The sequence below is a fragment of the Pseudomonas sp. MYb2 genome (assembly GCF_002979955.1).
Lineage (GTDB): Bacteria > Pseudomonadota > Gammaproteobacteria > Pseudomonadales > Pseudomonadaceae > Aquipseudomonas.
In genome coordinates this window covers 311,674-337,173 of sequence record NZ_PCQC01000001.1, presented here as the reverse complement: position 1 = coordinate 337,173, position 25,500 = coordinate 311,674, and the positions used below count along the sequence as shown (strand labels likewise).

At 57.9% G+C, this 25,500-nt stretch carries 25 protein-coding genes; 17 read left to right on the top strand and 8 right to left on the bottom strand.

The genetic code is table 11. The features are described from left to right. Positions 1–4 precede the first annotated feature (4 nt). The 5 genes from pstA (at position 5) to CQ009_RS01630 (ending at position 5,701) form a co-directional block, all read left to right on the top strand. On the top strand, positions 5–1,675 hold the full coding sequence (gene pstA / locus CQ009_RS01650) for a phosphate ABC transporter permease PstA (RefSeq protein ID WP_007920248.1): 1,671 nt from the start codon (positions 5–7) through the stop codon (positions 1,673–1,675). Between the two features lie 144 nt (positions 1,676–1,819). Next, positions 1,820–2,653: a phosphate ABC transporter ATP-binding protein PstB gene (gene pstB, locus CQ009_RS01645; protein ID WP_105704691.1), complete on the top strand. Its 834-nt coding sequence runs from the start codon at positions 1,820–1,822 to the stop codon at positions 2,651–2,653. 71 nt (positions 2,654–2,724) lie between these two features. Then, positions 2,725–3,486 (top strand): phosphate signaling complex protein PhoU, encoded by a 762-nt coding sequence (gene phoU / locus CQ009_RS01640; protein WP_016985766.1) that lies wholly within the window; start codon positions 2,725–2,727, stop codon positions 3,484–3,486. Between the two features lie 177 nt (positions 3,487–3,663). Continuing rightward, positions 3,664–4,617 (top strand): response regulator, encoded by a 954-nt coding sequence (locus tag CQ009_RS01635; RefSeq protein ID WP_105704690.1) that lies wholly within the window; start codon positions 3,664–3,666, stop codon positions 4,615–4,617. A 187-nt stretch (positions 4,618–4,804) separates the two neighbouring features. Further along, a complete protein-coding gene (locus tag CQ009_RS01630; RefSeq protein WP_105704689.1) occupies positions 4,805–5,701 on the top strand; it encodes a M23 family metallopeptidase in 897 nt (298 codons plus the stop codon). Positions 5,702–5,825: 124 nt separating this feature from the next. Here the strand turns inward: CQ009_RS01630 and CQ009_RS01625 are convergent, their stop codons facing one another. The 3 genes from CQ009_RS01625 to phoB all read right to left on the bottom strand — a co-directional run bounded on the left by CQ009_RS01625 (position 5,826) and on the right by phoB (position 9,390). Beyond that, on the bottom strand, positions 5,826–7,166 hold the full coding sequence (locus CQ009_RS01625) for a hemolysin family protein (RefSeq protein ID WP_064389603.1): 1,341 nt from the start codon (positions 7,164–7,166) through the stop codon (positions 5,826–5,828). Between the two features lie 110 nt (positions 7,167–7,276). After that, entirely contained in the window at positions 7,277–8,563 is a 1,287-nt protein-coding gene (gene phoR / locus CQ009_RS01620; RefSeq protein ID WP_236427349.1) for a phosphate regulon sensor histidine kinase PhoR, read from the bottom strand. Positions 8,564–8,700: 137 nt separating this feature from the next. Continuing rightward, positions 8,701–9,390: a phosphate regulon transcriptional regulator PhoB gene (phoB, locus tag CQ009_RS01615; RefSeq protein WP_007896474.1), complete on the bottom strand. Its 690-nt coding sequence runs from the start codon at positions 9,388–9,390 to the stop codon at positions 8,701–8,703. A 151-nt stretch (positions 9,391–9,541) separates the two neighbouring features. On the opposite strand from phoB, the gene CQ009_RS01610 reads away from it, so the two are divergent. Further along, on the top strand, positions 9,542–9,925 hold the full coding sequence (locus tag CQ009_RS01610) for a hypothetical protein (protein ID WP_064389601.1): 384 nt from the start codon (positions 9,542–9,544) through the stop codon (positions 9,923–9,925). Positions 9,926–10,037: 112 nt separating this feature from the next. Here CQ009_RS01610 and ubiA read toward each other — a convergent pair whose 3' ends face one another. After that, the gene (gene ubiA, locus CQ009_RS01600) at positions 10,038–10,928 is read right to left on the bottom strand and encodes a 4-hydroxybenzoate octaprenyltransferase (RefSeq protein ID WP_105704687.1); all 891 of its coding nucleotides are present in this window, start codon (positions 10,926–10,928) and stop codon (positions 10,038–10,040) included. Further along, positions 10,928–11,488, bottom strand: coding sequence for a chorismate lyase (locus CQ009_RS01595; RefSeq protein ID WP_064389600.1), 561 nt, complete (start codon positions 11,486–11,488; stop codon positions 10,928–10,930). The genes ubiA and CQ009_RS01595 overlap by 1 nt, the downstream gene beginning before the upstream one ends. Positions 11,489–11,689: 201 nt before the next feature. Here CQ009_RS01595 and CQ009_RS01590 point away from each other — a divergent pair, with 201 nt between their 5' ends. The 3 genes from CQ009_RS01590 (at position 11,690) to CQ009_RS01580 (ending at position 13,492) form a co-directional block, all read left to right on the top strand. Next, complete coding sequence (locus CQ009_RS01590; protein WP_007954349.1) at positions 11,690–11,857, top strand: rubredoxin; 168 nt, start codon at positions 11,690–11,692, stop codon at positions 11,855–11,857. 20 nt (positions 11,858–11,877) lie between these two features. Next, positions 11,878–13,026, top strand: coding sequence for an NAD(P)/FAD-dependent oxidoreductase (locus tag CQ009_RS01585; RefSeq protein WP_105704686.1), 1,149 nt, complete (start codon positions 11,878–11,880; stop codon positions 13,024–13,026). Between the two features lie 190 nt (positions 13,027–13,216). Continuing rightward, positions 13,217–13,492: an HU family DNA-binding protein gene (locus CQ009_RS01580; protein ID WP_003213368.1), complete on the top strand. Its 276-nt coding sequence runs from the start codon at positions 13,217–13,219 to the stop codon at positions 13,490–13,492. 96 nt (positions 13,493–13,588) lie between these two features. Here the strand turns inward: CQ009_RS01580 and CQ009_RS30020 are convergent, their stop codons facing one another. The 3 genes from CQ009_RS30020 to tssI are packed head-to-tail and all read right to left on the bottom strand — an operon-like array spanning position 13,589 to position 18,693. Next, complete coding sequence (locus CQ009_RS30020; RefSeq protein WP_177330944.1) at positions 13,589–14,668, bottom strand: hypothetical protein; 1,080 nt, start codon at positions 14,666–14,668, stop codon at positions 13,589–13,591. Between the two features lie 13 nt (positions 14,669–14,681). After that, entirely contained in the window at positions 14,682–15,353 is a 672-nt protein-coding gene (locus tag CQ009_RS01570; RefSeq protein WP_064389598.1) for a DUF2931 family protein, read from the bottom strand. Then, the gene (gene tssI / locus CQ009_RS01565) at positions 15,346–18,693 is read right to left on the bottom strand and encodes a type VI secretion system tip protein TssI/VgrG (RefSeq protein ID WP_064389597.1); all 3,348 of its coding nucleotides are present in this window, start codon (positions 18,691–18,693) and stop codon (positions 15,346–15,348) included. The genes CQ009_RS01570 and tssI overlap by 8 nt, the downstream gene beginning before the upstream one ends. Before the next feature lie 714 nt (positions 18,694–19,407). Here tssI and tssA point away from each other — a divergent pair. From tssA to CQ009_RS01525, 8 genes are all read left to right on the top strand, one after another. After that, a complete protein-coding gene (gene tssA, locus CQ009_RS01560; protein WP_064389596.1) occupies positions 19,408–20,970 on the top strand; it encodes a type VI secretion system protein TssA in 1,563 nt (520 codons plus the stop codon). Positions 20,971–21,002: 32 nt separating this feature from the next. Then, complete coding sequence (gene tssB / locus CQ009_RS01555) at positions 21,003–21,506, top strand: type VI secretion system contractile sheath small subunit (protein ID WP_003229587.1); 504 nt, start codon at positions 21,003–21,005, stop codon at positions 21,504–21,506. Between the two features lie 25 nt (positions 21,507–21,531). After that, the gene (gene tssC / locus CQ009_RS01550; RefSeq protein ID WP_016772499.1) at positions 21,532–23,007 is read left to right on the top strand and encodes a type VI secretion system contractile sheath large subunit; all 1,476 of its coding nucleotides are present in this window, start codon (positions 21,532–21,534) and stop codon (positions 23,005–23,007) included. 9 nt (positions 23,008–23,016) lie between these two features. After that, positions 23,017–23,424 (top strand): type VI secretion system baseplate subunit TssE, encoded by a 408-nt coding sequence (gene tssE / locus CQ009_RS01545; RefSeq protein ID WP_064389595.1) that lies wholly within the window; start codon positions 23,017–23,019, stop codon positions 23,422–23,424. A gap of 11 nt (positions 23,425–23,435) precedes the next feature. Next, complete coding sequence (locus CQ009_RS01540; RefSeq protein WP_064389594.1) at positions 23,436–23,960, top strand: PAAR domain-containing protein; 525 nt, start codon at positions 23,436–23,438, stop codon at positions 23,958–23,960. A gap of 1 nt (position 23,961) precedes the next feature. Next, complete coding sequence (locus tag CQ009_RS01535) at positions 23,962–24,615, top strand: hypothetical protein (protein ID WP_105704685.1); 654 nt, start codon at positions 23,962–23,964, stop codon at positions 24,613–24,615. Between the two features lie 5 nt (positions 24,616–24,620). Beyond that, positions 24,621–24,977 carry a hypothetical protein gene (locus CQ009_RS01530; RefSeq protein WP_253481305.1) on the top strand — a complete coding sequence of 119 codons (357 nt, stop codon included), beginning with the start codon at positions 24,621–24,623 and terminating at the stop codon, positions 24,975–24,977. A gap of 83 nt (positions 24,978–25,060) precedes the next feature. Further along, on the top strand, positions 25,061–25,486 hold the full coding sequence (locus tag CQ009_RS01525) for a hypothetical protein (RefSeq protein WP_236708303.1): 426 nt from the start codon (positions 25,061–25,063) through the stop codon (positions 25,484–25,486). Positions 25,487–25,500: the final 14 nt, after the last annotated feature.

The following is a 25,500-nucleotide window of genomic DNA, read 5'->3' as shown; positions in this document are numbered from 1 at the left end:
GTCTGTGAAACAGAACTCCCTGAAAGGATGGTTCAAGAGCGGCGCCCCGGGCGTCTGGATCAGCGGTGGCGCGGTGTCCATCGCGGTCATCATGACCATTGGCCTGTTGGCCGTGATTGCCGTGCGTGGTCTGGGTCACTTCTGGCCCGCGGACCTGGTCCACGCCCATTACGACGTACCGGGCCAGGCCAATCACCTGGTCATCGGTGAAGTGGTACAGAAAGAAGAAGTGCCCCGTGCCCGTCTGAAGAGCGCCGGTTTGCCGGTGCCGGATGAAGGCCCGGAATTCATGACCCGCGAGCTGATCAAGGTCGGCAACCGTGATTTGAACGGCAACGACTTCACCTGGATCGTCGGCGAGTGGCTGACCAACCAGACCACGCCGCCGGAGCTGATGGCGATCGAACGTCGCGAGTGGGGCAACTTCTACGGCTACCTGGTCAACGTCAAACAGGACGGCAAGGTCATCGCCGAGGGCGAAGCTGCATGGCCTGAGCTGCAGGCGCGGATCAACCGGGTGAACGGTCTGGCGGCACAGCTGAAGTCGCTGGAAAAGACTGACATTGGTGCAATCAACGCAGGGCTGGAACGCATCCGTCTGCACGGTCGCAAACTGGAACTGGAAGGCAAGCTCGACGCCACCGCGCAAGCGGACATGGAATCCGAGCGCGCCGAACTGAATGCGCGTTATCAGGACATCGAAGCACGTCTGGCCGATCTGCATGCGCAGTTCAACCGCGACGCCCTGACCGCTCGCGATGCCAACGGCAAAGAGATTGAAATCGGTCTGGGCAAAGTGGTTCACGCCTACCAGCCAAACGCGATGAGCACCTTTACCAAAGTCGGTTTCTACTTCAGCAAGATCTGGGAATTCCTTTCGGACGACCCGCGTGAAGCGAACACCGAAGGCGGTATTTTCCCGGCGATCTTCGGCACCGTGATGATGACGTTGATCATGGCGATGATCGTCACCCCGTTCGGCGTGCTGGCGGCGGTGTACCTGCGCGAATACGCCAAGCAGAACACCCTGACGCGGATCATCCGTATCGCGGTGAACAACCTCGCCGGCGTACCGGCGATCGTTTACGGCGTGTTCGGTCTGGGCTTCTTCGTTTATGTGTTGGGTGGTTCGGTTGACCGCTTGTTCTTCCCCGAAGCGCTGCCGGCACCGACCTTCGGTACACCGGGTCTGCTCTGGGCGTCGCTGACGTTGGCACTGCTGGCGGTGCCGGTGGTGATTGTGGCGACCGAGGAAGGTCTGGCGCGTATCCCGCGTACCGTACGTGAAGGCTCGTTGGCCCTCGGCGCGACCAAGGCTGAAACCTTGTGGAAGATCGTCATCCCGATGGCCAGCCCGGCAATGATGACCGGCATGATCCTCGCCGTGGCTCGCGCCGCCGGTGAAGTGGCGCCGCTGATGCTGGTGGGTGTGGTGAAACTGGCGCCGTCGCTGCCGGTGGACGGCAACTACCCGTACCTGCACCTGGACCAGAAGATCATGCACCTGGGCTTCCACATCTATGACGTCGGCTTCCAGAGCCCGAACGTCGAAGCGGCGCGTCCGCTGGTGTACGCCACGGCGCTGTTGCTGGTGTTGGTCATCGCGACCTTGAACCTGTCGGCGGTGTATATCCGTAACCACCTGCGCGAAAAATACAAAGCACTGGATAGCTGATTTGCAGCACTGATTTCTATGTGGGAGCGAGCCTGCTCGCGAAGGCATCACCGCGGTTTCATAGACAAACCGCAGCGCCTGAATCGCCAGCAGGCTGGCTCCCACAAAAAACCGAACCGAATTTGTTAGCACAGGGAGCCTCCCATGCAGCACGAAACACATAGCCACGGCATCAACATGTCTGCCCTGGGCCGCGACAAGCAGAGCCTGAATCTCGAACAGGAAACCGTGGCCATCGAAGTACCCGGCCTGAGCCTGTACTACGGCGAGAAACAAGCGCTGTTCGACGTCAGCATGAACATCCCGAAACAGCGCGTAACCGCATTCATCGGTCCGTCCGGCTGCGGCAAGTCGACCTTGCTGCGCACCTTCAACCGCATGAACGACCTGGTTGACGGCTGCCGCGTCGAAGGCGCGATCAACCTTTACGGCAACAACATCTATCGCAAGGGCGAAGACGTGGCTGAGCTGCGTCGTCGCGTCGGCATGGTGTTCCAGAAGCCCAACCCGTTCCCGAAGACCATCTACGAAAACGTCGTCTACGGTCTGCGCATCCAAGGCATCAACAAGAAGCGCATCCTCGACGAAGCGGTCGAGTGGGCGTTGAAAGGTGCGGCGCTGTGGGACGAAGTCAAAGATCGCCTGCATGAGTCGGCTCTCGGCCTGTCCGGTGGTCAGCAACAGCGTCTGGTCATCGCTCGCACCATCGCGGTTGAGCCGGAAGTGCTGCTGCTCGATGAACCGTGCTCGGCCCTCGACCCGATCTCGACGCTGAAAGTCGAAGAGCTGATCTACGAGTTGAAGTCCAAGTTCACCATTGTCATCGTGACCCACAACATGCAACAGGCCGCGCGGGTGTCCGACTACACGGCGTTCATGTACATGGGCAAACTGGTGGAATTTGGCGACACCGATACCCTGTTCACCAATCCGGCGAAGAAGCAGACCGAAGACTACATCACCGGTCGTTATGGCTGACAGTTGCGGGTTATTCACAGAATTGACGCTGCGGCCCACCGCACCTTACCGGACGCTCCAAGGACGCCAACATGATTAGTAAAGAAGGCCTTACCCATCACATCTCCGCGCAGTTCAACGCTGAGCTTGAGGAAGTGCGCAGCCACCTCCTGGCCATGGGCGGGCTGGTCGAGAAGCAGGTCAACGACGCGGTGACCGCGCTGATCGAGGCCGACTCCGGTCTGGCTCAGCAGGTGCGCGAGATCGATGACCAGATCAACCAGATGGAACGCAACATCGACGAAGAATGCCTGCGCATTCTCGCTCGTCGTCAGCCGGCAGCGTCCGACCTGCGTTTGATCATCAGCATTTCCAAGTCGGTGATCGACCTTGAGCGCATCGGCGACGAAGCGACCAAGATCGCCCGCCGCGCGATTCAGTTGTGCGAAGAGGGCGAAGCGCCGCGCGGTTACGTCGAGGTTCGCCACATTGGCGACCAGGTGCGCAATATGGTTCGCGATGCACTGGACGCGTTTGCCCGTTTCGACGCCGATCTGGCGTTGTCGGTGGCGCAATACGACAAGATCATCGACCGCGAATACAAGACCGCCCTGCGCGAGCTGGCGACCTACATGATGGAAGACCCGCGCTCTATCTCGCGGGTCTTGAGCATTATCTGGGTGCTGCGTTCGCTGGAGCGTATCGGCGACCACGCGCGCAATATCTCCGAATTGGTCATTTACCTGGTGCGCGGCACCGACGTGCGCCACATGGGCCTCAAGCGCATGAAGGAAGAAGTTGAAGGCACAAGCGGCGAAACCGCTAATGTTCCGGGCAATGCTGACGATAAGTAAGATTGCCTGAGAAAAGCGCCCGGCCCTTTGGCCGGGCGTTTTTGTTTGTGCTTTTCATGGGCAGATTCGAATTAAAAAGCAGCACCCGCGAACGAAAAGTCCCGGCGTGACTGAAGAGTTTTGGCAATGTGCCATCAGCCAGCGTTATGCTTGCCGGGATTTTAATAGGGGTGTTGGATGAGCAAGATCAGTGTGTTGGTCGTGGACGATGCTTCGTTCATTCGTGACCTGGTGAAAAAGTGCCTGCGTAATTACTTCCCGGGGATCCGCACCGAGGACGCCGTCAACGGTAAAAAGGCCCAGGCCATGCTGGCCAGGGAAGCCTTCGACCTGGTTCTGTGCGACTGGGAAATGCCGGAAATGTCCGGTCTCGAACTGCTGACCTGGTGCCGCGAGCAAGACAACCTCAAGACCATGCCATTCGTCATGGTGACCAGCCGTGGCGACAAGGAAAACGTCGTGCAGGCGATTCAGGCCGGCGTTTCCGGCTACGTCAGCAAGCCGTTCACCAACGAGCAACTGCTGACCAAGGTCAAACAGGCGCTGAACAAGGTCGGCAAGCTCGACACCCTGATGAACAGTGCGCCGACCAAAATGAACTCGGCGTTCGGTAACGATTCGCTGAGCGCATTGACTGGCGGCAAGCCTGCCGTGGTCGGTGGTGCGCCGGCGGCGGCGGTCAACCCGTTTGCCAAGCCTGCCGCTGCCGCTCCTGCGCCCGCCGCTGCGCCATCGCGTGGTTTGCTCAATAGCCCACCGGTCAAGGCGCCAGTCGCCGCGTCGGCTCCGGCCAGCGGGCGCGGTCAAGGTCAGTTGCGTCTGCCAAGCGGTACTCAGCAATGCGTGATCAAAGCGCTGAGCATCAAGGAAGCGTTGCTGGTGGTGAAACGCACCGAGACCCTGCCGCAGATCCTCGACAGCGCCGTGCTCGATCTGGAGCAGGGCGACAACGCCGAGATTGCCCGCCTCAATGGCTACCTGCACGCCGTCGTCGCGTTTGAGCCGAAACCGGACAGCGAATGGCTGCAACTGACCTTCCGTTTCGTCGATCAGGACGCGCAGAAGCTCGACTACATCTCCCGCCTGATCGCCCGCGGCACGGCGCAGAAGCACTTCGTTCCGGGCGCGTAATCGGCGTCTGTGAAAACATCGCAGCCTTCGGCAGCTCCTACATTGGAATGCATTTTCCCTGTAGGAGCTGCCGAAGGCTGCGATCTTTTGCTTTGTGCGCTGGGCAAATTGAAACATCTGTCGACTAGCCTGGTCTGCTTCACCTGCTAGGCTCATTTCCAGGCCTTACTTCGACAGACTCTTGCCCATGCTCGCGCGCCTGCTGTTTTTCTGTGGTCTTTTCATGGCCTCCACCTCGGCTGTGGCCATGACCATTTACAAATCCACCGATGCCAACGGCGTGGTCTCGTACAGTGACCGGCCGAGCAAAGGCTCGCAGGTGTTCGTTTTTCAGGACCGCATGGTCGAGCGCCTCGAGCGGCAGGTCTATCTCGACATCAAAAAACAGAAGGGCACTGACGTGGTGTTCGTGCGCAACGATCTGTATGCACCGGTCGAGGTGGCGCTGGCGTTTACCGGGATGAGTAACGTCCGCGGCGCGCCGGCACAAACCATCCGCCGGGTGCTGCCCGCGCGCAGCAATACGCGTCTGGCGCTGCTGACGGCGATTAGCGGTGGCAAACCGTTGGTGTATACGCCGCAGTTCCATTACTCCCTCGGCGACCCCACAGGCACCGCGCATGGCTATCGCTACCCACTGCCATGGCGTGGCGGACCGTTTCGTCTGAGCCAGGGCGCCAACGGCCAGTACAGCCACTACGGGCCGAAGAATCGTTATGCGATGGACATCGCCATGCCAGTGGGCACGCCGATCATTGCCGCGCGGGCGGGGGTGGTGGTGAAAACCGAAAACGCGCAGAGCGGGCGCGGCAATGATGCCTCCGGCAATTTCGTGCGGGTGCTGCATGACGACGGCACCATGGGCGTGTACCTGCACCTCAAGCAAGGCTCGGTGAGCGTGCGCGAAGGGCAAAGGGTAGCGGTGGGCAGTCCGTTGGCGCTGTCCGGTAATACCGGCAACAGCAGCGGCCCGCATTTGCACTTTGTCGTGCAGCGCAATACCGGTGAGGGGCTGGTGTCGATTCCGTATCAGTTCAACCAGCCGCTGGGGGCCTTGCCCAACTTTGCGCTGGGCAAGCAGTAAACAGCAAAAGATCGCAGCCTTCGGCAGCTCCTACATTGGAATGCGATCCCCTGTAGGAGCTGCCGCAGGTTCGGGCCGCGATCGGACGATCTTTTAACAGGCAATGCGGTCACCCGCATTGCACTCAATCCAGCATCAACACCTTGGCCAGCACAATCTTCGGCCCTTTCATCTTCTTGATGATGATGCGCAGACCTTCGACTTCCAGCACTTCTTCCTCTTCCGGCACCCGTTTCAGGGTTTCGTAGATCAGTCCGGCAAGGGTTTCCGCTTCAATGTGGTCAAGGTCGATGCCCAGCAGGCGTTCCACCTTGAACAGCGGCGTATCACCGCGAACCAAAAGCTTGCCCGGCTGATAGGCGAGGATCCCGCGCTCAGCCTTGCGGTGTTCGTCCTGAATGTCGCCGACCAGCACTTCCAGCACGTCTTCCATGGTCAGGTAGCCGATGATGTTGCCGTCAGCCTCCTCGACCACGGCGAAGTGCGAGCCGCCCTTGCGGAACTGCTCCAGCAACTGCGACAGCGGCATATGCCGCGACACGCGCTCCAGCGGACGGGTCAGCTCGGCCAGGTTGAACGACTCGGGAATGTGGTCCAGTGCCGCCAGTTCCAGCAGCAGATCCTTGATGTGCAGCAGGCCGACGAACTCCTGGCGCTCGCTGTCGTACACCGGATAACGGCTGAACTTGTGGCGACGGAACATCGCCAGGATTTCTTTCAGCGGTGCGTTGAATTCCAGCGTGATCAGGTCTTCGCGGGAGTTGGCCCAGTCGACCACTTCCAGCTCGCCCATCTCGACTGCCGAGGCCAATACGCGCATGCCCTGATCGCTCGGATCCTGGCCACGGCTGGAGTGCAGGATCAGTTTCAGTTCTTCGCGGCTGTAATGGTGTTCGTGGTGCGGGCCGGGTTCGCCTTGGCCGGCGATACGCAGAATCGCGTTGGCGCTGGCGTTGAGCAGGTAGATCGCCGGGTACATCGCCCAGTAGAACAGGTACAGCGGCACCGCCGTCCACAGCGACAGCAGCTCGGGTTTGCGGATCGCCCAGGATTTCGGGGCCAGTTCGCCGACCACAATGTGCAGGTAGGAAATGATGAAGAACGCAGTGAAGAACGATACGCCCTTGATGATCTCTGGCGACTGCACGCCGACCGCACTCAGCAGTGGCTCGAGAATGTGCGCAAACGCCGGCTCACCGACCCAGCCGAGGCCGAGGGAGGCAAGAGTAATACCGAGTTGACACGCCGAGAGGTACGCATCGAGCTGACTGTGCACGGTGCGCAGGATATGTCCGCGCCAGCCGTTCTGATCAGCGATGGCCTCGACCCGGGTCGAGCGCAGTTTGACCATGGCGAATTCCGCCGCAACGAAAAAGCCGTTGAGCAAAACCAGGATCAGAGCAAAAAGAATCATGCCGAAATCGGCGAATATTGTTGCGAGGGACAAGCCAGGGGAAGGGTCCATGATGGAGTTTTGCGGGTTCCGTGTGATTCAAAAGAGAGAAAAGTCGCGCCTGAAAGGCAGGCACAAGTCAGCCAATGTAGCGGCTGACCTGGCGATTGCCTAGTGCGACATTACTCAGCGGTGCTGATCGCCCGTGCGCTGGCCACTTGCGCCGGGGCGAAATGGCAGGTGAAGGTGCTGCCATGACCGGGCACGCTGCTGATCTCCATGCGCGCGCGGTGGCGCAGCAACACGTGTTTGACGATGGCCAGGCCAAGGCCGGTGCCGCCGGTGTTGGAGTTGCGGCTGGAGTCGACGCGGTAGAAGCGTTCGGTCAGGCGCGGCAGATGTTTGCTGTCGATGCCGATCCCGGAATCCTGCACGCTCAGGTGTGCGCCCTGATCGTCGCCCCACCAGCGAATGCGGATGTTGCCCTCGGCCGGGGTGTACTTCACGGCGTTGAACACCAGATTGGAAAACGCGCTGCGCAATTCCGCCTCGCTACCCTTGAGCAGGAGGCCGGCGTCGGCTTCGAGGGTGATGCGTTGATTCTTCGAGCCGGACAATTGCTGCGCATCGCTTTTGATCGATTGCAGCAAGGTGTCGACCTGCACGGGTTGGTTGTCCGACGGGTAATCGGTGGCTTCCAGTTTCGCCAGCAACAACAAATCGTTGAGCAGCGTCTGCATGCGCCCGCCCTGTTGTTGCATTTGCTGCAGGGCGCGGCTCCAGCGCGGATTCACTTCCTCGACGTTGTCGAGCAGGGTTTCCAGATAGCCGCAGATCACCGTTAGCGGCGTGCGCAATTCGTGGGAGACGTTGGCGATGAAGTCTTTGCGCATCTGCTCCAGCTGATGGATGCGCGTAACGTCGCGCACCAGCATCAAGTGCTCGTTGTTGCCGTAGCGGGTCAGGTACAGCTGAATGCGTACGCGATCATTGGTCGGCGAGGGGATTTCCAGCGGTTCGGCGTAGCTGTCCTGCTCGAAATATTCCTTGAAGCGCGGATGCCGCACCAGGTTGGTTACCGGTTGACCACTGTCTTGCGGGGTCTTGAGGCCGAGCAGGGTTTCAGCAGCGCGGTTCCACCATTCCAGGTTGCCGTCGCTGTCGAGCATGATCACCGCGTCTTTCAGCGCTGCGGTGGACTCCTGCACCCGGTCGATCACCGCCTGCAGGCGCCCGCGCACGCGTTGGTCGCGGCGTTGCAGGTGGTAGATGCTGTCGAACACTTCGCCCCACAGGCCATAGCCATCGGGCGGTGCTTCATCGGGTTGGTGCTGACGCAGCCACTCGTGCAGCCGCAGCAATTGCTTGAGCGTCCAGCCCAGATAAATCCCCAGTCCCGCCGCGAGGCTCCAGCCGTAATAGCCGGTGATCAGGCCGATCACCAGGCAAGCGGTGACCAGCAACAGCATGTGGCGAATCAGGGTGCCATGCCAGTTTTGATTCACGGAGCGTCCTTACGCAGCTTCGAGTTTCAAGCCGCAAGCTTCAAGCTAAAGCGGATCGGCTTTTACTTGCCGCTTATAGCTAGAAGCTTGCAGCTGCTTTTTTATGCCTTGGTGGAAAACCGGTAGCCGGTGCCGCGCACGGTTTGTACCAGATTTTCGTAGGCGTCGCCGAGGGCCTTGCGCAGGCGGCGGATGTGCACGTCGACGGTGCGCTCTTCAACGTAGACGTTGCCGCCCCAGACCTGATCGAGCAACTGGCCACGGGTGTAGGCGCGTTCCTGGTGGGTCATGAAGAATTGCAGCAGACGGTATTCGGTCGGGCCCATCTCGGCGGGTTTGCCGTCGATGGTCACGCGGTGGCTGATCGGGTCGAGCAGCAGGCCGCCGACTTCAATCGGCGCTTCGCCGTCGGTCGGACCGGCGCGGCGCAGCACGGCTTTGAGACGGGCAACCAGTTCACGCGGGGAAAACGGTTTGGTGATGTAGTCGTCGGCGCCGACTTCCAGACCCTGGATCTTGTTGTCCTCTTCGCCCTTGGCGGTGAGCATGATGATCGGGATGTCCCCGGTCAGCTCATCGCGTTTCAAGCGGCGGGCCAGTTCGATGCCGGAGGTGCCGGGCAGCATCCAGTCGAGCAGGATCAGGTCCGGCTTGCGGTCGACGATGATGGCGTGTGCCTGCTGCGAGTTCTCTGCCTCGAGGCAGTCATAGCCGGCCATTTCCAACGCAACGGCGATCATTTCGCGAATGGGCGCTTCGTCGTCGACGATCAGAATGCTCCTGCCAACCATGCCTTAATCCTCTTGTCATTTAACTGTCTTGCGCCGCATTAGATAACGGAATTATTGCAGTCGTGTGACAGTATTTTAGTCCGGCGGCGATTGGACGAATCCTGAACTAAGCTCTTAGTCCGAATCCTGACAACCACAAAAGAAGGTTTCCATGACTCAAATGACTGTTTCTTTCAAAGCCTTGTTGATGGCTGCTGCGCTTACTCTGCCTGGATTTGCACTGGCCGCGGATCCCGCGATGGAGAAGGACGGCATGTACACCGATCACAAGGGCATGACCCTGTATACCTTCGCCAAGGACTCCGCCGGAAAGTCCGCTTGTAACGACAAATGCGCTGCGAATTGGCCGCCGTTGAAGGCTGAGGCCGGCGATAAGTCGATGGGCGACTGGACGGTGATCAAGCGTGACGACGGCTCAATGCAATGGGCTTACCAAGGCATGCCGCTGTACACCTTCGTGATGGACAAGAAAGCCGGTGACATGACCGGTGACGGCAAAATGGACGGCGCGTGGAAAGTCGCCAAAGCCAAATAAACGCGGTCCCCCTGTAGGAGTGAGCCTGCTCGCGATAGCGGTGTGTCAGTCAGCATTTTCGTTTCTGACACACCGCTATCGCGAGCAGGCTCACTCCTACTTTGATTTGCGCTTAGTGCAACGCGTAATCCAGCACGATCCCGACGAATATCGCCAACCCGGCCCAATGGTTGTGCAAAAACGCCTTGAAACAGCGCATCCGGTCGCGATCTCGCGTGTACCAAAACTCCCAGGCATAGCACCCAGCTGCGACCAGCAAGCCAAGGTGAAACCACGTCCCCAACTCGAACTTCGACCCCGCCAGCAACAGACAGCCCAGCGACAGCGCCTGCAAACTCAGGATGATCACCCGATCCGCTTCGCCAAACAGAATCGCCGTCGATTTCACGCCGATCTTCAAATCGTCATCGCGATCAGTCATCGCGTAATAGGTGTCGTAACCCACCGTCCACAGCAGGTTGGCGATCCACAGCAGCCACGCCGCCGCCGGCAGCTCGCCGGTTTCGGCGGTGAACGCCATTGGCATGCCCCAGGAGAACGCCGCGCCCAGCACCACTTGCGGGTAATAGGTGTAGCGCTTCATGAACGGATAAGTGAACGCCAGCGCCAGACCGCCCAGCGACAGCCAGATGGTCGGCGCATTGGTGCACAGTACCAGCAGGAAACTTACGCCCATCAACAGCGCGAAGAACACCAAGGCTTCTTTCGAACTGATTCTGCCCGCAGCTAAAGGCCGTTGTGCGGTGCGTTTGACGTGGCCGTCGACCTTGCGATCCGCCCAGTCATTGATCACGCAGCCACCGGCGCGGGTCAGCACCACGCCGAGGACGAAAATCACCACGTTGGCCAACGACGGCGAGCCTTTGCCGGCAATCCACAACGCCCACAGCGTCGGCCACAGCAGCAGATAGATGCCGATCGGCTTGTCCATGCGCGTCAACTGAATGAAATCCCACGCGCGCGGGTTCAAGCGGTTCAGGGACTTGAGCAGGCTTTGATACATCAGCAGTTCTCCGGATGGGCGCCGGCGGCGCTCCACAGGCTCGGCAGAAAGATTTCCGCCACCAGTACGCTCAGCGCGCCACGGTCGAACCGGGAGCGACGTCCCCATAAACCGGGCGCTTTGGCGGCCTGCGGCAACCATTCTTCAGGGTAGTGGCAAACTTCGAGGGCGCGGCGCTGGAACGCCTGATCACAAAACAGCAGTTCGCCCAGCGAGCGACTGCCCAGTTCGTCCATGTGCAAACCGTCGCCCTGCAGAGCGGCGCGCGAGGCCACGCTACGGGCGAAGACCCAGGCTTCGCCGTGGCCGCGCAAATACACTTCGCGCACCCAGCCCTCGCTGCCTTCGGCCAGATCCAGCGCAGCGCATTCGTCGGCGCGCAGGGTGTCCCAGCCCTCGAACAATGGCGTGACGCTGAAGCCATCGTTGGACAAACGCGTGAGTCGGCGGGTCAGGGAGCCTTCGTCGAACAACCAGTCCAGCGTCAGCGAATCGGGGAGAGGCGTCAGTCGGTTTTGAGTCAGCCAGAGCGGGGCCGGGCCGGAATTTGTCTGTTGCACAATGAGTCATTATTGGCCGCAAATGAGGCGCCGAGCTTACCATGGCGGGCAGCGACATTGATTGATCCGGGGTGCCATTGCGCCGAACAGGCTTGCATCTGCCCGGCTCCATCAGTACAAAACGCCCTGAGCCGGATGGCAGCGCAACACCCATCGACTATCCGCGCCGGCAATAAGCCTGAACCCTGAGGAAGTACCTGAATGAAAAAGTGGCAATGTGTGGTCTGCGGCCTGATCTACAACGAAGCCGACGGCTGGCCGGATGACGGCATTGCGCCGGGCACCCTGTGGCAGGACGTGCCGGAAGACTGGCTGTGCCCGGACTGCGGCGTCGGCAAGATGGACTTTGAAATGATCGAAATCAACTAAGCAAAACAAGGGAGTAAGGCATGAGCGCACCTGTCGTAATCATTGGCACCGGGCTTGCGGGCTACAACCTGGCCCGCGAGTTTCGCAAGCTTGATAGCGAAACCCCGCTGCTGCTGATCACTGCCGATGACGGCCGCTCTTACTCCAAACCGATGCTCTCTACCGGTTTCGGCAAGAACAAGGACGCCGATGGTCTGAGCATGGCCGAGCCGGGCGCCATGGCCGAGCAGTTGAAGGCCGAGGTGCGCACTCATACGCGCATCAGCGGCATCGACGCTGGCCATAAACGCCTATGGATCGGCGAAGAAGCGGTTTATTACCGTGATCTGATCCTCGCCTGGGGCGCAGAAACCGTGCGCGTGCCGATTGAAGGCGATGGCAGCGATCTGGTGTTCCCGATCAATGACCTCGAAGACTATGCGCGTTTCCGTGCCGCTGCGGCGGGCAAGCGCCGGGTGCTGCTGCTGGGCGCCGGCCTGATCGGTTGTGAATTCGCCAACGACCTGATCCTCGGTGGCTACGACGTGCAACTGGTTGCACCGTGCGAACAAGTCATGCCGACTCTGCTGCACCCAGCGGCTGCGGCAGCGTTGCAGGCAGGGTTGGAAAGCATTGGTGCGAAATTCCATCTCGGCCCGGTGCTGACCCGCCTGCAAAAAGTCGCTGACGGTCTGGAAGCGCATCTGTCCGACGGTCAGGTCATCCCGTGCGACGTGGTGGTGTCGGCGATCGGCCTGCGTCCACGCATCGATCTGGCGGCAGCCGCCGGCGTACAGGTCAACCGTGGTGTCGTCGTCGATCGTCACCTGAAGACTTCTCACGCCAATATCTACGCCCTGGGTGACTGCGCGGAAGTCGACGGGCTGAATCTGTTGTACGTGATGCCCCTCATGAGCTGTGCGCGAGCGCTGGCACAAACCCTGGCTGGAAACACTGCGGCGGTAAGCTACGGTCCGATGCCGATTACTGTGAAAACCCCGGTTTGTCCCTTGGTGGTTTCGCCACCGCCACGTGGTAGCGAAGGTGTTTGGACAATCGAAGGGCAGGGCGCCGACATCAAGGCGCTGTGCCACAGCGCCGACGGTCAGTTGCTTGGTTATGCGCTGACCGGCGCTGCAGTCATGGAAAAACTCGCCCTGAACAAACAGCTTCCGGCCTTGCTGGCGTAAATACCGGTCGTTCTGTCGGAATCACCCCGCTTTTGCCCCTACAAAGGTCGCGGGGAGACTGGCGCCGCCGGTATCCGCGTGCCATTCTCACTCCCGTCTGCCGCAGAGTAGAGCCTGCGGCGCCTTGGGCGCTGTTCCAACGAGAACAGCACGGACATAACAACAAAAAACCGTCAAAGGGGCTTCACTAATGCGTAAACCAGAACTCGCCGCTGCAATCGCTGAAAAAGCAGATCTGACCAAAGAACAGGCCAACCGCGTACTCAACGCCGTTCTCGAAGAAATCACCGGCGCTCTGCACCGCAAGGACAGCGTGACGCTGGTAGGCTTCGGCACCTTCCTGCAACGCCACCGCGGCGCCCGCACCGGCAAAAACCCGCAAACCGGCGAGCCGGTGAAAATCAAGGCCAGCAACACCGTTGCGTTCAAGCCAGGCAAGTCGTTGAAAGACAGCGTTAATCCATAATTGCGGCGGATCCCCTGAATAGCGGGGGAACACCGTAATAAAAAATGGGCACACCGATTGCGGTCGGGTGCCCATTTTTTGTGGCTGCAAGCCAGGTTATTGGCGGCGGAAGCAGGCTTTGCCGTTGCCAAAATCCACTGCCAGGCAATTTGGCTCAACGGCCAATTGCAGATCTTTGAACAACACAGAAAGATCGCCGTTGGCAGGGTCAGGATAGGCTTGCCAGTCCAGCGTCGCCCATCTAGTTTTCGGCATGACGGTGAACCACTCGATTTCATCAGGAGAATTTTGTGTATGTAAGCCGATTTTCGCCAAAGCGTTGTTTGGGGAAAACGGCACTGTCAGCGTGTTTTGCTGCGAGTCTGTCCAAACCTCCTTCAACGTCGAACCGTCTTCGAATTGCCAATGAACTTCCACTGGATGGATCGCAGGTGGTGAGACCGGATCGAAGTGATAAAACGTCAACCAATAGTTATGGTCAACTCGTTCTCGCTCTTCTGGAGTCAGATATTGGCTGGTGGTCGCCAGATCAAATCCGATTGGTTGTTCGAACGTTAAGGGCTGGTTTTTTCGTTTCTTCCAGCCAATGTTGAAGGCTCGGCTGTCCCCCGCGACATCGAACCATTGATAAGCTCCACGATTAGGATCTGTGCCAAAGCCAATTTTTTTCAGCGTTCTCTGGTGATCGTAAGGAAACCAGAGGTCTGTTTGTTGATTCGAGTTCAAGAGCAATTGACCCGGTGGGCCTGAATTGAACTCAAGACTGACCATCACGGGCTTCAGGGGCGGCGGCGGAGGCTGGTGATCGTACCGTAGCTCTAAAACGTAGCTCTCTTTAGCCAACTCATTTTTTTCTCTGTCGGCATATTCCTTGAGTTCGACCAGAGTTCTCTCGCGTGAAAGATTGTAGGAAAGCTTCTTTGCTGGCTGGGCAGCAGGCTCTTGCTCCAGCATGAGAGTGTTTTCCTCGACATACCAGTTTCCCTTGGCGACACCGCCAGCCGATCCGTAGGCGATACCAGCAGAAAAAGTGCCGTCCTTACGCAACAGCAACTCGGCGGCCATTTCCATGGCACCAGACAGGTAGTAATGACCGTCCAGTGGCGAGGTGTCTGCGGATGCGTGGGTAACGGGAAGCCACATCAGCGCTGCGAACAACAGCGGTTTCAATTCCATGAGGTAATGCTCCTTACCAGCTCCCGAAGGGAATGCCGAATTTTTCGATGTAGGCTTTAGATTCAGGTGATAGAGACAGTGCGTACCGCCCCTCGTTTTTTCCTTGATACGGGCCTACCTTCATTACACTCCCTTCGACCCGAGTAATCTCGACAGACTCGAGGCAAGCGGCCCCTAGCCAGACCTTTGCAATACCGCCGGGTGCCAAGCCAATACCCATGTTATCGCGGTAGTCCGTGATCCATTTTCCATCAGCCCTGCAGAAAGCTTTTTCCGGCTTTCGCATGATTTCCCGAGCCGATTCGGAAATGGTGATGTAAGCCTCATAGGTTTGAGGTTCGGCCAGGGATTGCCATCGTACGTAGATCAAGCGGGGCAGGTCGGCGCCGGTGATATCCCGTCCTGCGCCACTTCCGGGGTTTTCTGGCCACCCTGCGGGCGTGCCTTTGTTATCAGCGGGAGCTCTTACCGAAGCAATCCCGGCTCCGGCACGTCGGAATACTCGCTCTCGAATATCCACCACATCGGCGGTTTCAATCCAGACCTCCATGTAGTCCGGTGCTCCAAAGCCAAGGAACCATGGATGCTTGTCCGCAGCTTGGGAGACGTCTAGTCCGCAGCCGGCCAATAATATGCCTAGAAGGAAGTACATTGTTTTCCTGATAGGTCGAGTGAAGTCATTCATGGGGGTGCACCACTCGTTGGTTGTTCTTGGTTGGTCGGTTGATGAAAACAATATTCAAGTCGCTGCTGTTCAAGCCCTTGGCCGCATTCCAGTGAGCAGAGAGATGTATATAGCGGCTACGTAACAATGACCTTTCTTTGATAGTCAGGCCTTCGACGGGAGACTCGCCCAAGGCGTAGGACTGGAGCTTCCTGTGAATGGGGACCAACTCTTCGGGCAGATTCAGATTCGGCGTATCTGGGATGACCTTGAACGGCACATTTGCTCTGACCGCAAGCTCACGCATGATGCGCAGATACACCAGCGACAGCTCGCTATGTACTGGCCGCTCAATGCTGGTCGCCGCGTAAACCCGCTTTTGAGGATCCGGGCTTGATCTACCATTTGCTGTTGATTGAGTAACGGCTCTTTCCCAAAAATCCACGCGCAAATGACTGCCCGGGAGGTCCTCATCGATGACGCCTTTTGCAAACCAGGCAAATGCTTCTTTCTCGGCAGCAACATAGGCTGCACTGCGGGTCGCGTCCTTGTCTCGGCTGATAGTGCTGGTGATCGGGTTGCTCAGCAGAAGTTTTTCCTTGGCTCTGGGCAAGTAGCCGCCGCCCAGATCCGAGTGAGCGCCGGGCAAAACCAGATCGATGTCGCCCAGGCTGTTGAGTGCAAAGTTCTCGCGATATTCATCGCGCGCAACCAGATGGACTACTTTGTTGGCGCAACCATCAGGCAGCTTTAAATCGAGTCCGGAGTTTCTGCTGTTAGCGCCGGTAAAATCGAACAGCCATGGGTTGGCGATTGCTGCAACGGTGTCAAACAGACCAATGAAATTGATGCTGATGCTCGATTGCGGACGCCAGTCAAAGGTGCTTGAGAGTGCCGGAGAACCTGCTGGAAGCGCATCTGCGAGAATACTGCGCTCGCCTTTGAGAACCTCATTTGCAAAGTGTCGAGCCGCGGCGGCACCACGACTGAAGCCGAAAATATCGAACTCGATCTTTTCTATAAGTAGATTGGGATTCTTACCGATCAGTGAGCGCACTTGACCGATAATTTTTTCAGGGCTCTGCTCCACACGAGCTGATACGCCAGTCTCTCCTCGGCCTGTCGCTTGTGCGTAAAGTGAGTCACCTGCGTCAGCTGTTGTGCCAATACCTTCGATGTACACGCGCAAAGAGGCGTTTCTCGTTTTCTCCGACAGTGTTTCGAAGGAATGATCCGTATACAGCTCATACAGCCGCACAATATTGCTCGCATCATTTCCATAACTGTTGTCCGGCGAACTCCCGTTTCCGTCGTAACCGTAGGTGGCGCAGTGCTGCTGGATCTCTGCAGCCGCTTCCGCGAGATTGGCGTCTGCGGCGTAGCACGCGGCGACCGTCTCGCTGTTGTCCTTGTTATTCCCGGTGCCATCGAAAAACACGCCGATACGCAGAGTAATTCCCCCCGGCGTCTCATCGTCCAGGTCGACTTCTTCCTCCTCTTCCTCGAGCTCTTCCTCTGCACGCGCGTTTACCGCTGGCGCAACGCGTAATGCGCTATCCAGTCCAGGCAGCAGCAGATGGGGGGCTTCACTGTCGTGTGGCTTGCGGCCCGTTTCGATTTCCGTGCTGCTGAAAATGCCGCCCGCATCGATCACTAGGTGATGGCCGCCGGCTTTCAGCGTGATGCTGGCGCCGGCATCCAGCACCACACTGGCGCCGGCCTTCAGGTGCACTTGCTGGCCGGCCTCGATGTCGAGAGACTTTCCAGCCTGGGTGTAACTGCTGCCATTGATGGTTTCGCGGCGTTCGTTGCCCACTTCCAGTTGAAGGCTATTGCCGATTTTCTGTGCCATGTCGCGTTGCGCGCGCAGGTAGATCAGTTCCTGTCCGGCGCGATCTTCAATCGACAGTTCGTTGTAGCCGCCATTGCGCGGCGAGCTTTCGCTGCGCAAGACGGTTCTGGTTTTGTGGTCGGGTAAAGAGTAGGGCGGCGTGGTAACTCTGTTGGCCACACACCCGGTGATCAGCGGTTTGTCCGGGTCACCCTCCAAAAAGGACACCACGACTTCCATGCCGACCCGCGGAATGGTCACGGCTCCAAAATGATCTCCGGCCCAACTGCTCGCCACGCGTACCCAGCAACTGCTGCGCTCACTGTTGAGTTCTTTGCGATCCCAGGGAAGTTCGATCTTCACGCGACCTAACTCATCGCAGTAAATCTCTTCGTCTTCGGGGCCGGTGACCCGTGCGGTCTGGATCACCAGCGGGCGGCGTGGTGCAGGCAGCGGTGGCCGGAAAACCACCTCAGCGGGAATCACGCTAAAGCGATTTCGGTAGCCTTGGGTGAAACCATCGGCGGTTTTGACGTCGCTGGGGCCGAACTCCTCAAGCACTTGTGGCTGTCGGCCTTCATGGCTGACGCTGAGCAAAAGCCACAGGTCGTTGCACTTTTTACGCGGGTGTCCGGTCAGCTCAAACAGGTGGCCACAACGCAGATTCGTCTGATCGCTTTCGCCGTCGCCCAGTTCGTAATCGCTACGGTGGCGCTCGAGTGCCTGCCGAGCAATTTGCTTGCCGCGCCTTTCGTTCTCGATCAGCAGCGGATAAAAGTAGTCCTCCAGCGTTGGAGTGAATCCGGCGGTGAAGCTGCTTTCAAGCAACAGGCTCGGGCGTTTCAGGTCGTAGTCACGACGGGTGACGGTGCTCGTGCGCGTACTGTTGCGCACCCAGAATCGGCTGATAACCTGATGCTCGGCCACCATGCCGGATTTCTGCAGATATGGCAGCGCGGCCAACTTGGGGAGAAACACCCGGTCATCGGTGAACACCAGCAAATGGCCGTCCGCCGAATGCTGGTGATGCCAGGCGATCCCGTCTTCAGCGCACAGCCTCTGGATAAATTCAAAGTCGCTTTCCGCGTACTGAGTGCAATAGTCGCGTGGCGGGTTCGGGGTGACATGAAAAGTGAACGCATCACCTTGAATACCGTGCTTTTGGAGCACCTGCGCGATGATCTGCGGCACCGTACGCTGCTGGAAAATCCTCTGGTCATGACTGAACTGCAAATAATGCAAGGCAGGCACTAGCTTCAGCTCATAGTGGGTCAGGCGTTTTCCGCTTTCACCGACCCGCACATCTTCAATGCGCCCATGAATACCTTCGTTGTTGAACCCGAATTGCAGAAATGCTGGCTGACTGAGCAGGCCTTCCAGATCGATATTCGCTTGTTCACTGATCAGTTCGACCCGGATGGCGTACAGGCAGCTGATGGCTTCATCACCATCAAATGCGAGCACCTTGAAGTCGTGGCGAACTCCGGGAATCTGCAGGGTAAAAGGCGCGCAACTGCCCGTGCTGAACATACGCTTGTCCTTAAGCAAAATGAGTCGATGCGCGGTGTTTGATCGTCCCTGATCGCCACGCGTAAAAAATTTGCCAAGGCACGCTAGCTGCGGGGGAAATAAATTGATGTAAGAACCGTCTCTGACATTTGTCAGAGTCTTCCGGGTTGTAAGGTGTTGTATGAATTGAAGGAAATGACTTAGGAGGGAGAGTTCGATAACTATTGAATTAGCACGAATGTGCAGTGTTTCCGGCCTGCTGAAAGTTTCACAAAGTAATTTGCCATCAAATTGATGGCACTTTTCCCATATGTCATTGTCTTCGCCGAATTGTTCAAAGAAGCCGATGAATTTTAGGAAGAGTCCTACTTCTATTTTTTTCAAGAGTTGTCATGCTTGCCGCCGTGTATTGGGGTGGGCAAGCGGCAAGATGCCTTTTCGGAGGAACAGAGCCCTCTAGCTCAAGGTTTTGGCGGGGGACAGGAAAATGCGGCGAATATAAATGACTCTCAGGGATTCCCTTGCGACATATAGGGCAATCTCCTACAGGCCCCAATGAACACTTCGTCTTGTTGTTTAATCAGATGCTTGCTAGTGGCCATCATTGTGATTACGATGCGCCCACTTGAAAGAGCACATCTCAATTGGATGAGTCGCTGCACCGCTCTTCGATACTGTCCCGCGCCGCGGTTATTCCAACAGGCGCCTGACTGTAATCCTTAATAAAGGCCATGGATGTCCTACTCAAGCAAACTTTCCGCCCATTACCTCGAACTCGCTAAAGTCTCTGTTTCCAAAGAGAATTTCGCGGGCGAAGACGTTCGTTTCTCGAGCGAATTCGAGGCCCTGGAAAGCGAGCTGGCCAAAGCCTCGTCGATGCACGAAAGCGGGCAGATCGACTGGCTGAAAATTCGCGAAAACAGCGAAAATCTGTTGCGTACCCAATCCAAGGATTTGCGTGTCGGCGCCTGGCTGACATGGTCGCTGTACCAGCGCGAATCCTTCCCCGGACTGCTCGCCGGCCTCGGGTTGCTGCACCATCTGTCGGAAAACAACTGGGCCGACGTTCACCCGCTCAAAGCCCGTACCCGTGCCGCCGCCATCGGCTGGCTGGTGCCGCGCCTTGAGCAGGTCATCACTGAAAACATCGCGATCAAGGAACAGTTGCCGATGTTCCGGCAGCTCTCCGAGCACCTGTCCGGTCTCGAAGCGGCGTGTGCTGAGCACCTGGGCGATGATTCGCCGCTGTTGCTGCCGATCTCCCGTCGCCTGAAAACCATGATCCAGCGCGCGGCCGACAATCAGCCGGCCCCCGGTGTGGTCGGTGCGGCAGTGGCGCAGGTCAAACAGGCTGCGAGCCAGTTGCTCACCCCCGGCGCACCGATCGACAACGAACGAGACGCCCATAAAGCTCTGCGCGCCCAGCAGGAAAGCGCTCGGCCGTTGTGCGCATGGTGGCTCAAACAGAAAGCCACCGACCTGCGCGCCCTGCGTCTGAACCGCACGCTGCTGTGGATGACCATCGACGCGGTGCCCGAGCGCAACGCTGAGCAGATCACCGTGCTGCGCGGCCTGCCGCTGGAAAAACTCAAGCTCTACCAGGACCGTTTCGATCAGGGTAAATACGCCGACCTGCTGGTGGAACTGGAGGCGAGCCTGGCGAAGGCGCCGTTCTGGTTCGATGGCCAGAGGATGGTCTGGGAATGTCTCCAGAACCTCAACGCCGAGTTGGCAATGCGCGAAGTGGAGATCCACTTCGCGCTTTTGATTCAGCGTCTGCCCGGCATTGTCGAGTTGCGCTTCCATGACGGCGCGCCGTTTGCCGATCCGTCTACCCGGGCGTGGATCGCCGCCAACGTCATGCCGCATCTGCAAAGCGCGAGTGCGCCGCGCAAGGTCGAAAGCGAAAACGTCGAAACCCAGCCGGCCTGGGAAAAAGCCCTCGAAGAAGTCTTGCCGCTGCTGCGCAAAGAAGGCCTGAAGCCTGCCGTGCAGACGCTCAAGCAGGGTTTGCAATCCGCTCACGGTGGCCGCGAACGCTTCTTCTGGCAGTTCGCGCTCGCCCGACTGTGCTTCATGGCCAAGAAATACGAACTGGCCAAGAACCAGCTGGAAACCCTCGATCAGACATTACAGGACTCAGGCCTGCACGCCTGGGAGCCCGATCTTGCATTGGAAGTGCTGCACCTGCTGCACAGTTGCTGCGAGTTGTTGCCGCAGAACCATGCCGTACGTGAACGCAAGGAAGAGATTTATCGCAGGCTGTGCCACCTCGATCTCGAAGTGGTACTCGAATAGGCCCCAGGGCCACAACCGCAAGGAGAAAAGCCATGGCCAAAGAAGGCTCGGTAGCCCCCAAGGAACGCATCAACGTCACCTTCAAACCCGCCACCGGCGGTGCTCAGGAAGAGATTGAACTGCCGCTGAAGCTGCTGGCAATCGGTGACTACACCCACCGCAAGGACGATCGCAAAATCGAAGATCGCAAGCCGATCAGCATCGACAAGATGACCTTCGACGAAGTGTTGGCCAAGCAAGAACTGGGTCTGACGCTGAGCGTGCCGAACCGTCTGCAGGAAGATGGCGAGGCCGACGAGCTGGCTGTGCAACTGCGCGTCAATTCGATGAAGGACTTCAACCCGGCCAGCCTGGTCGAGCAAGTGCCTGAGCTGAAAAAACTGATGGAACTGCGCGATGCGCTGGTGGCCCTCAAAGGCCCGCTGGGTAACGCACCTGCGTTCCGTAAAGCCATCGAAGGCGTGCTCGCCGACGACGAATCCCGCGGTCGCGTACTCGGTGAGCTGGGCCTGAACGCCGCAGCCCCGGACGCCTGAGACTCCAGCCAAGGAAGCCAACACAATGAGCACTAGCGCAGCACAAGAGAAGAGCGCCGCCAGCGGCGAATACAGCATTCTCGACAGCATCATCGCCGAAACCCGTCTGACTCCGGACGACGAAGCCTACGACATCGCCAAGCGCGGTGTGTCGGCGTTCATCGAAGAACTGCTCAAGCCGCAGAACAACGGTGAGCCGGTCAAAAAGGCCATGGTTGACCGCATGATCGCCGAGATCGATGCCAAGCTCAGCCGCCAGATGGACGAGATCCTGCACCACCCGGATTTCCAGGCGCTGGAATCCTCGTGGCGTGGTCTGCAGTTGCTGGTCGACCGCACCAACTTCCGCGAAAACATCAAAATCGAAATCCTCAACGTCTCGAAAGAAGACCTGCTGGACGATTTCGAAGATTCGCCGGAAGTCATGCAGTCGGGCCTGTACAAGCACATCTACACCGCTGAATACGGCCAGTTCGGTGGTCAGCCTGTGGGCGCGATCATCGCTAACTACTACATGTCGCCAAGCTCACCAGACGTGAAGCTGATGCAGTACGTCGCCAGCGTTTCGTGCATGTCGCACGCGCCGTTCATCGCTGCTGCCGGCCCGAAATTCTTCGGTCTGGAAAGCTTCACCGGTCTGCCGGATCTGAAAGATCTGAAAGACCACTTCGAAGGCCCGCAATTCGCCAAATGGCAGAGCTTCCGTACCTCGGAAGACTCCCGCTACGTTGGCCTGACCGTGCCACGTTTCCTGCTGCGTAACCCGTACGATCCGGAAGAAAACCCGGTGAAATCGTTCGTGTACAAGGAAACCGTTGCCAACAGCCACGAGCACTACCTGTGGGGCAACACCGCTTACGCGTTCGGCACCAAGCTGACCGACAGCTTCGCCAAATTCCGCTGGTGCCCGAACATCATCGGCCCGCAGAGCGGTGGCGCGGTTGAAGATCTGCCTCTGCACCACTTCGAAAGCATGGGCGAAATCGAAACCAAGATTCCTACCGAAGTACTGGTTTCCGACCGTCGTGAATACGAACTGGCCGAGGAAGGCTTCATCTCCCTGACCATGCGTAAAGGCTCCGACAACGCGGCGTTCTTCTCCGCAAGCTCGGTGCAGAAGCCGAAGTTCTTCGGCATCAGCGCAGAAGGCAAGGCCGCAGAGCTGAACTACAAGCTCGGCACCCAACTGCCGTACATGATGATCGTCAACCGCCTGGCTCACTACTTGAAAGTGCTGCAGCGCGAGCAACTCGGTTCGTGGAAAGAACGTACCGACCTCGAGCTGGAACTGAACAAGTGGATCCGTCAGTACGTTGCCGACCAGGAAAACCCGAGCGCCGAAGTCCGTGGCCGTCGTCCGCTGCGTGCTGCGCAAGTGATCGTCAGCGACGTTGAAGGCGAGCCGGGCTGGTACCGCGTGAGCTTGAACGTGCGTCCGCACTTCAAGTACATGGGTGCCGATTTCACCCTGTCGCTGGTTGGCAAGCTGGACAAAGAGTAAGAGCGACTCATGGACGGATACGGCAGTCTTTTCGAACGCCTCAACGGCGACGCGGAACAGCGCAAAGGCAGGAGCCTCGAAGCTTCAGCCATGGCGTCTGTGGCTGCCCATCTGGCCAAAATGCTCAGCACCCGGGCCGGCAGCGTGCAAACGCTGTCCGACTACGGGTTGCCCGATCTCAATGACATGCGCCTGAGCCTGCACGACTCCCTGAGTCAGGCCCGTCTGGCCATCGAAAACTTCATCGAAGCCTACGAGCCACGCCTGAGCAACGTGCGTGTCATTTCCCTGCCGCGTGACCACGATCAACTGCGCCTGGCCTTCAGTATCGAAGGCCTGCTGGAAGTTGAAGGGTTCAAGCGTCAGGTCAGTTTTTCCGCGCGCCTGGATGGCAGCGGACAAGTGAAGGTCACCTAAGGAGATCCCCGATGTCTGGCAAACCTGCAGCACGCGTATCCGACCCCACCGCTTGCCCACTTCCTGGCCACGGTACCAACCCGATCGCCGCCGGTTCCGGCGACGTGTTCTTCGACGGCCTCGCGGCCGCCCGTGAAGGTGATGCCTCTGCGTGTGGTGGTGCGATGGTCGGCGATCTGGCCACGACGGTAAAAATCAACGGCAAGTCTGCTGTCACTGTTGATTCTGTGGGCTCCCACGGCAACAAGGTTACGGCTGGATCTTCGACGGTAATTATCGGGAATTCGCACTCTCCGGCGCCGTTTGTGCCGCCAGTTCCTTTGGAGATATTTGGATTCAATGTCCGCGTCCAACTAATGGACCCAGTATCTGGTCAGCCACTTAAAAATATGGCTTATACAGCCACTCTCGAAGATGGTTCGGAAATCCATGGTGTAACTGATGATGCGGGTTTTTCCAAGTCGTTAGGAACTAAGGGGAGCGTGCAGAACATCGAAATTTCAGCTAAGCCAAATTGGCTGGTCAGGGGAGAGTGAGATGCCTCAAGCTGTAAAAGTAGCAACTGTTGCGACGACACCCGCCAAGGATAAAACGCCGGTTCAAATTTATCTGGTGAGTGATCACGACTTCGTAATTCCAGTCGTATTTCCAGACTACAAGATTCATGTCGAAATGCTAGGGCTCAGTGGCGAGGTTCCGAATCTAGGGCATGCTGGTGTTTTGATTGTCAACGGTAAAACTGGAAAGACGATGTATGGAGAATATGGACGGTATCAAGGGGAGGAGGGCCCCCCTGGCGTCGTCAGGGTTCGCGCGGTGCCTGACGTTACGATTAAGGCAGGCGCGATTACTGAGCAGTCACTGAAGAAAACCTTGAGAAAAATGGCCGTAGCATTTGGACAGTCCGGCAATGTATCTGGGGTGGTGCTCCGCGGAGCTGCATATTCTGACGCCGAAACTTGGCTGAACAATAAATTGAAGGAAAACAAGGCTCTGGATAGGAAGCCCTACAACCTGACAGACCATAACTGCATGACCTTCGTTGCCGATTTAGTCGACAGTCTCAATCTCGGTGCACCGAGCAGACCTTATTTTGCCGTCATTCCTAAAGATTATATGGAAGACTTTCAGGCGGTTAAACCGGATCTGAATTACGTGTACAGCACTGACGCTCTGGAGATAAAAGATTGATTTGGGTGAAGCGTTTTCTAATGTTCATGGGTGCGCTTTCTTTTTTGGCATTATTTGTTGGAATATATTTTATGGATTTTTCAAAAGATAAGCCGCGTCTGTTGAGCGAGTACCCGAACGCTCATTGGCGCGGTGGAGCCGATGGCGGACAGTTTATAGAAATCACAAAGTCCGAACGGCCTTATTATTTTATCCAGATCCGAAATGATGATGGGTCATTATGGGATGAAGGCTGGCTGAAGTTTGGAGATGAGAATAGCGAGCCATTCACTGCTGACAATGTTCTGTTTTTTGAGGGTGAGGGCGCTATTTTTATTCAAGAGCGAAAAGTTCTTAGTTCCGATAAAGCGAAAGCGAAGTAACGACCTCCCATGAGTTCGCAAATCCGGGGGCCAAAAGCGTTTGCCTATCGCGATGGACAGCGTCCTGCCTTAGGTGTGTGCAAGTGATCACTCCGAGCCTGCACAGATTTCTGGTGGCCGCGCTCTGCGGACCGATGGTCTTGCTCGTGGTTCTAACGATCGTTGATTGGTTTGCGGGGTACTCGCAGGTCTCCAACTGGAAGCAGTTCCTGATGATCTACGTCCTTGGGTTCGGCATTCCGGCGTACTTCGTTTTTGCCACATGGGCAACGCGAGCGCTCAGCAAAGTAACTGAGCAAGAGATTCTGAAGAAGGTCTTGTGGGCGCCACTGATGTTCATCCCGTTTTATGCGACACCCTGGATTATCGGCGGGCTGGTTCTGTTGCTTTTGGGGGAGCTTTCCGGATTACCGATGATGTTCGCTTGGCTCGCTTTTTTACCGTACCTGCTCGTCGCAGGTTATTTCGTGTCCGGGCTGACAGTCGCGCTCTACAGGATATTTTTTTGATGAGTTCCACTACC

Excerpts from the sequence above, each read along its gene's own strand:
- tssB (WP_003229587.1), top strand. The coding sequence starts at position 21,003 with ATGGCCAAAGAAGGCTCGGTAGCCCCCAAGGAACGCATCAACGTCACC.
- CQ009_RS01630 (WP_105704689.1), top strand. The coding sequence starts at position 4,805 with ATGCTCGCGCGCCTGCTGTTTTTCTGTGGTCTTTTCATGGCCTCCACC.
- tssC (WP_016772499.1), top strand. The coding sequence starts at position 21,532 with ATGAGCACTAGCGCAGCACAAGAGAAGAGCGCCGCCAGCGGCGAATAC.
- phoU (WP_016985766.1), top strand. The coding sequence starts at position 2,725 with ATGATTAGTAAAGAAGGCCTTACCCATCACATCTCCGCGCAGTTCAAC.
- CQ009_RS01540 (WP_064389594.1), top strand. The coding sequence starts at position 23,436 with ATGTCTGGCAAACCTGCAGCACGCGTATCCGACCCCACCGCTTGCCCA.
- CQ009_RS30020 (WP_177330944.1), bottom strand. The coding sequence starts at position 14,668 with ATGGAATTGAAACCGCTGTTGTTCGCAGCGCTGATGTGGCTTCCCGTT.
- CQ009_RS01535 (WP_105704685.1), top strand. The coding sequence starts at position 23,962 with ATGCCTCAAGCTGTAAAAGTAGCAACTGTTGCGACGACACCCGCCAAG.
- CQ009_RS01625 (WP_064389603.1), bottom strand. The coding sequence starts at position 7,166 with ATGGACCCTTCCCCTGGCTTGTCCCTCGCAACAATATTCGCCGATTTC.
- phoR (WP_236427349.1), bottom strand. The coding sequence starts at position 8,563 with ATGCTGTTGCTGGTCACCGCTTGCCTGGTGATCGGCCTGATCACCGGC.
- phoB (WP_007896474.1), bottom strand. The coding sequence starts at position 9,390 with ATGGTTGGCAGGAGCATTCTGATCGTCGACGACGAAGCGCCCATTCGC.
- CQ009_RS01570 (WP_064389598.1), bottom strand. The coding sequence starts at position 15,353 with ATGAATGACTTCACTCGACCTATCAGGAAAACAATGTACTTCCTTCTA.
- tssE (WP_064389595.1), top strand. The coding sequence starts at position 23,017 with ATGGACGGATACGGCAGTCTTTTCGAACGCCTCAACGGCGACGCGGAA.
- CQ009_RS01590 (WP_007954349.1), top strand. The coding sequence starts at position 11,690 with ATGAAAAAGTGGCAATGTGTGGTCTGCGGCCTGATCTACAACGAAGCC.
- tssI (WP_064389597.1), bottom strand. The coding sequence starts at position 18,693 with ATGTTCAGCACGGGCAGTTGCGCGCCTTTTACCCTGCAGATTCCCGGA.
- CQ009_RS01610 (WP_064389601.1), top strand. The coding sequence starts at position 9,542 with ATGACTCAAATGACTGTTTCTTTCAAAGCCTTGTTGATGGCTGCTGCG.
- tssA (WP_064389596.1), top strand. The coding sequence starts at position 19,408 with ATGTCCTACTCAAGCAAACTTTCCGCCCATTACCTCGAACTCGCTAAA.
- pstB (WP_105704691.1), top strand. The coding sequence starts at position 1,820 with ATGCAGCACGAAACACATAGCCACGGCATCAACATGTCTGCCCTGGGC.
- CQ009_RS01580 (WP_003213368.1), top strand. The coding sequence starts at position 13,217 with ATGCGTAAACCAGAACTCGCCGCTGCAATCGCTGAAAAAGCAGATCTG.
- CQ009_RS01635 (WP_105704690.1), top strand. The coding sequence starts at position 3,664 with ATGAGCAAGATCAGTGTGTTGGTCGTGGACGATGCTTCGTTCATTCGT.
- ubiA (WP_105704687.1), bottom strand. The coding sequence starts at position 10,928 with ATGTATCAAAGCCTGCTCAAGTCCCTGAACCGCTTGAACCCGCGCGCG.
- CQ009_RS01585 (WP_105704686.1), top strand. The coding sequence starts at position 11,878 with ATGAGCGCACCTGTCGTAATCATTGGCACCGGGCTTGCGGGCTACAAC.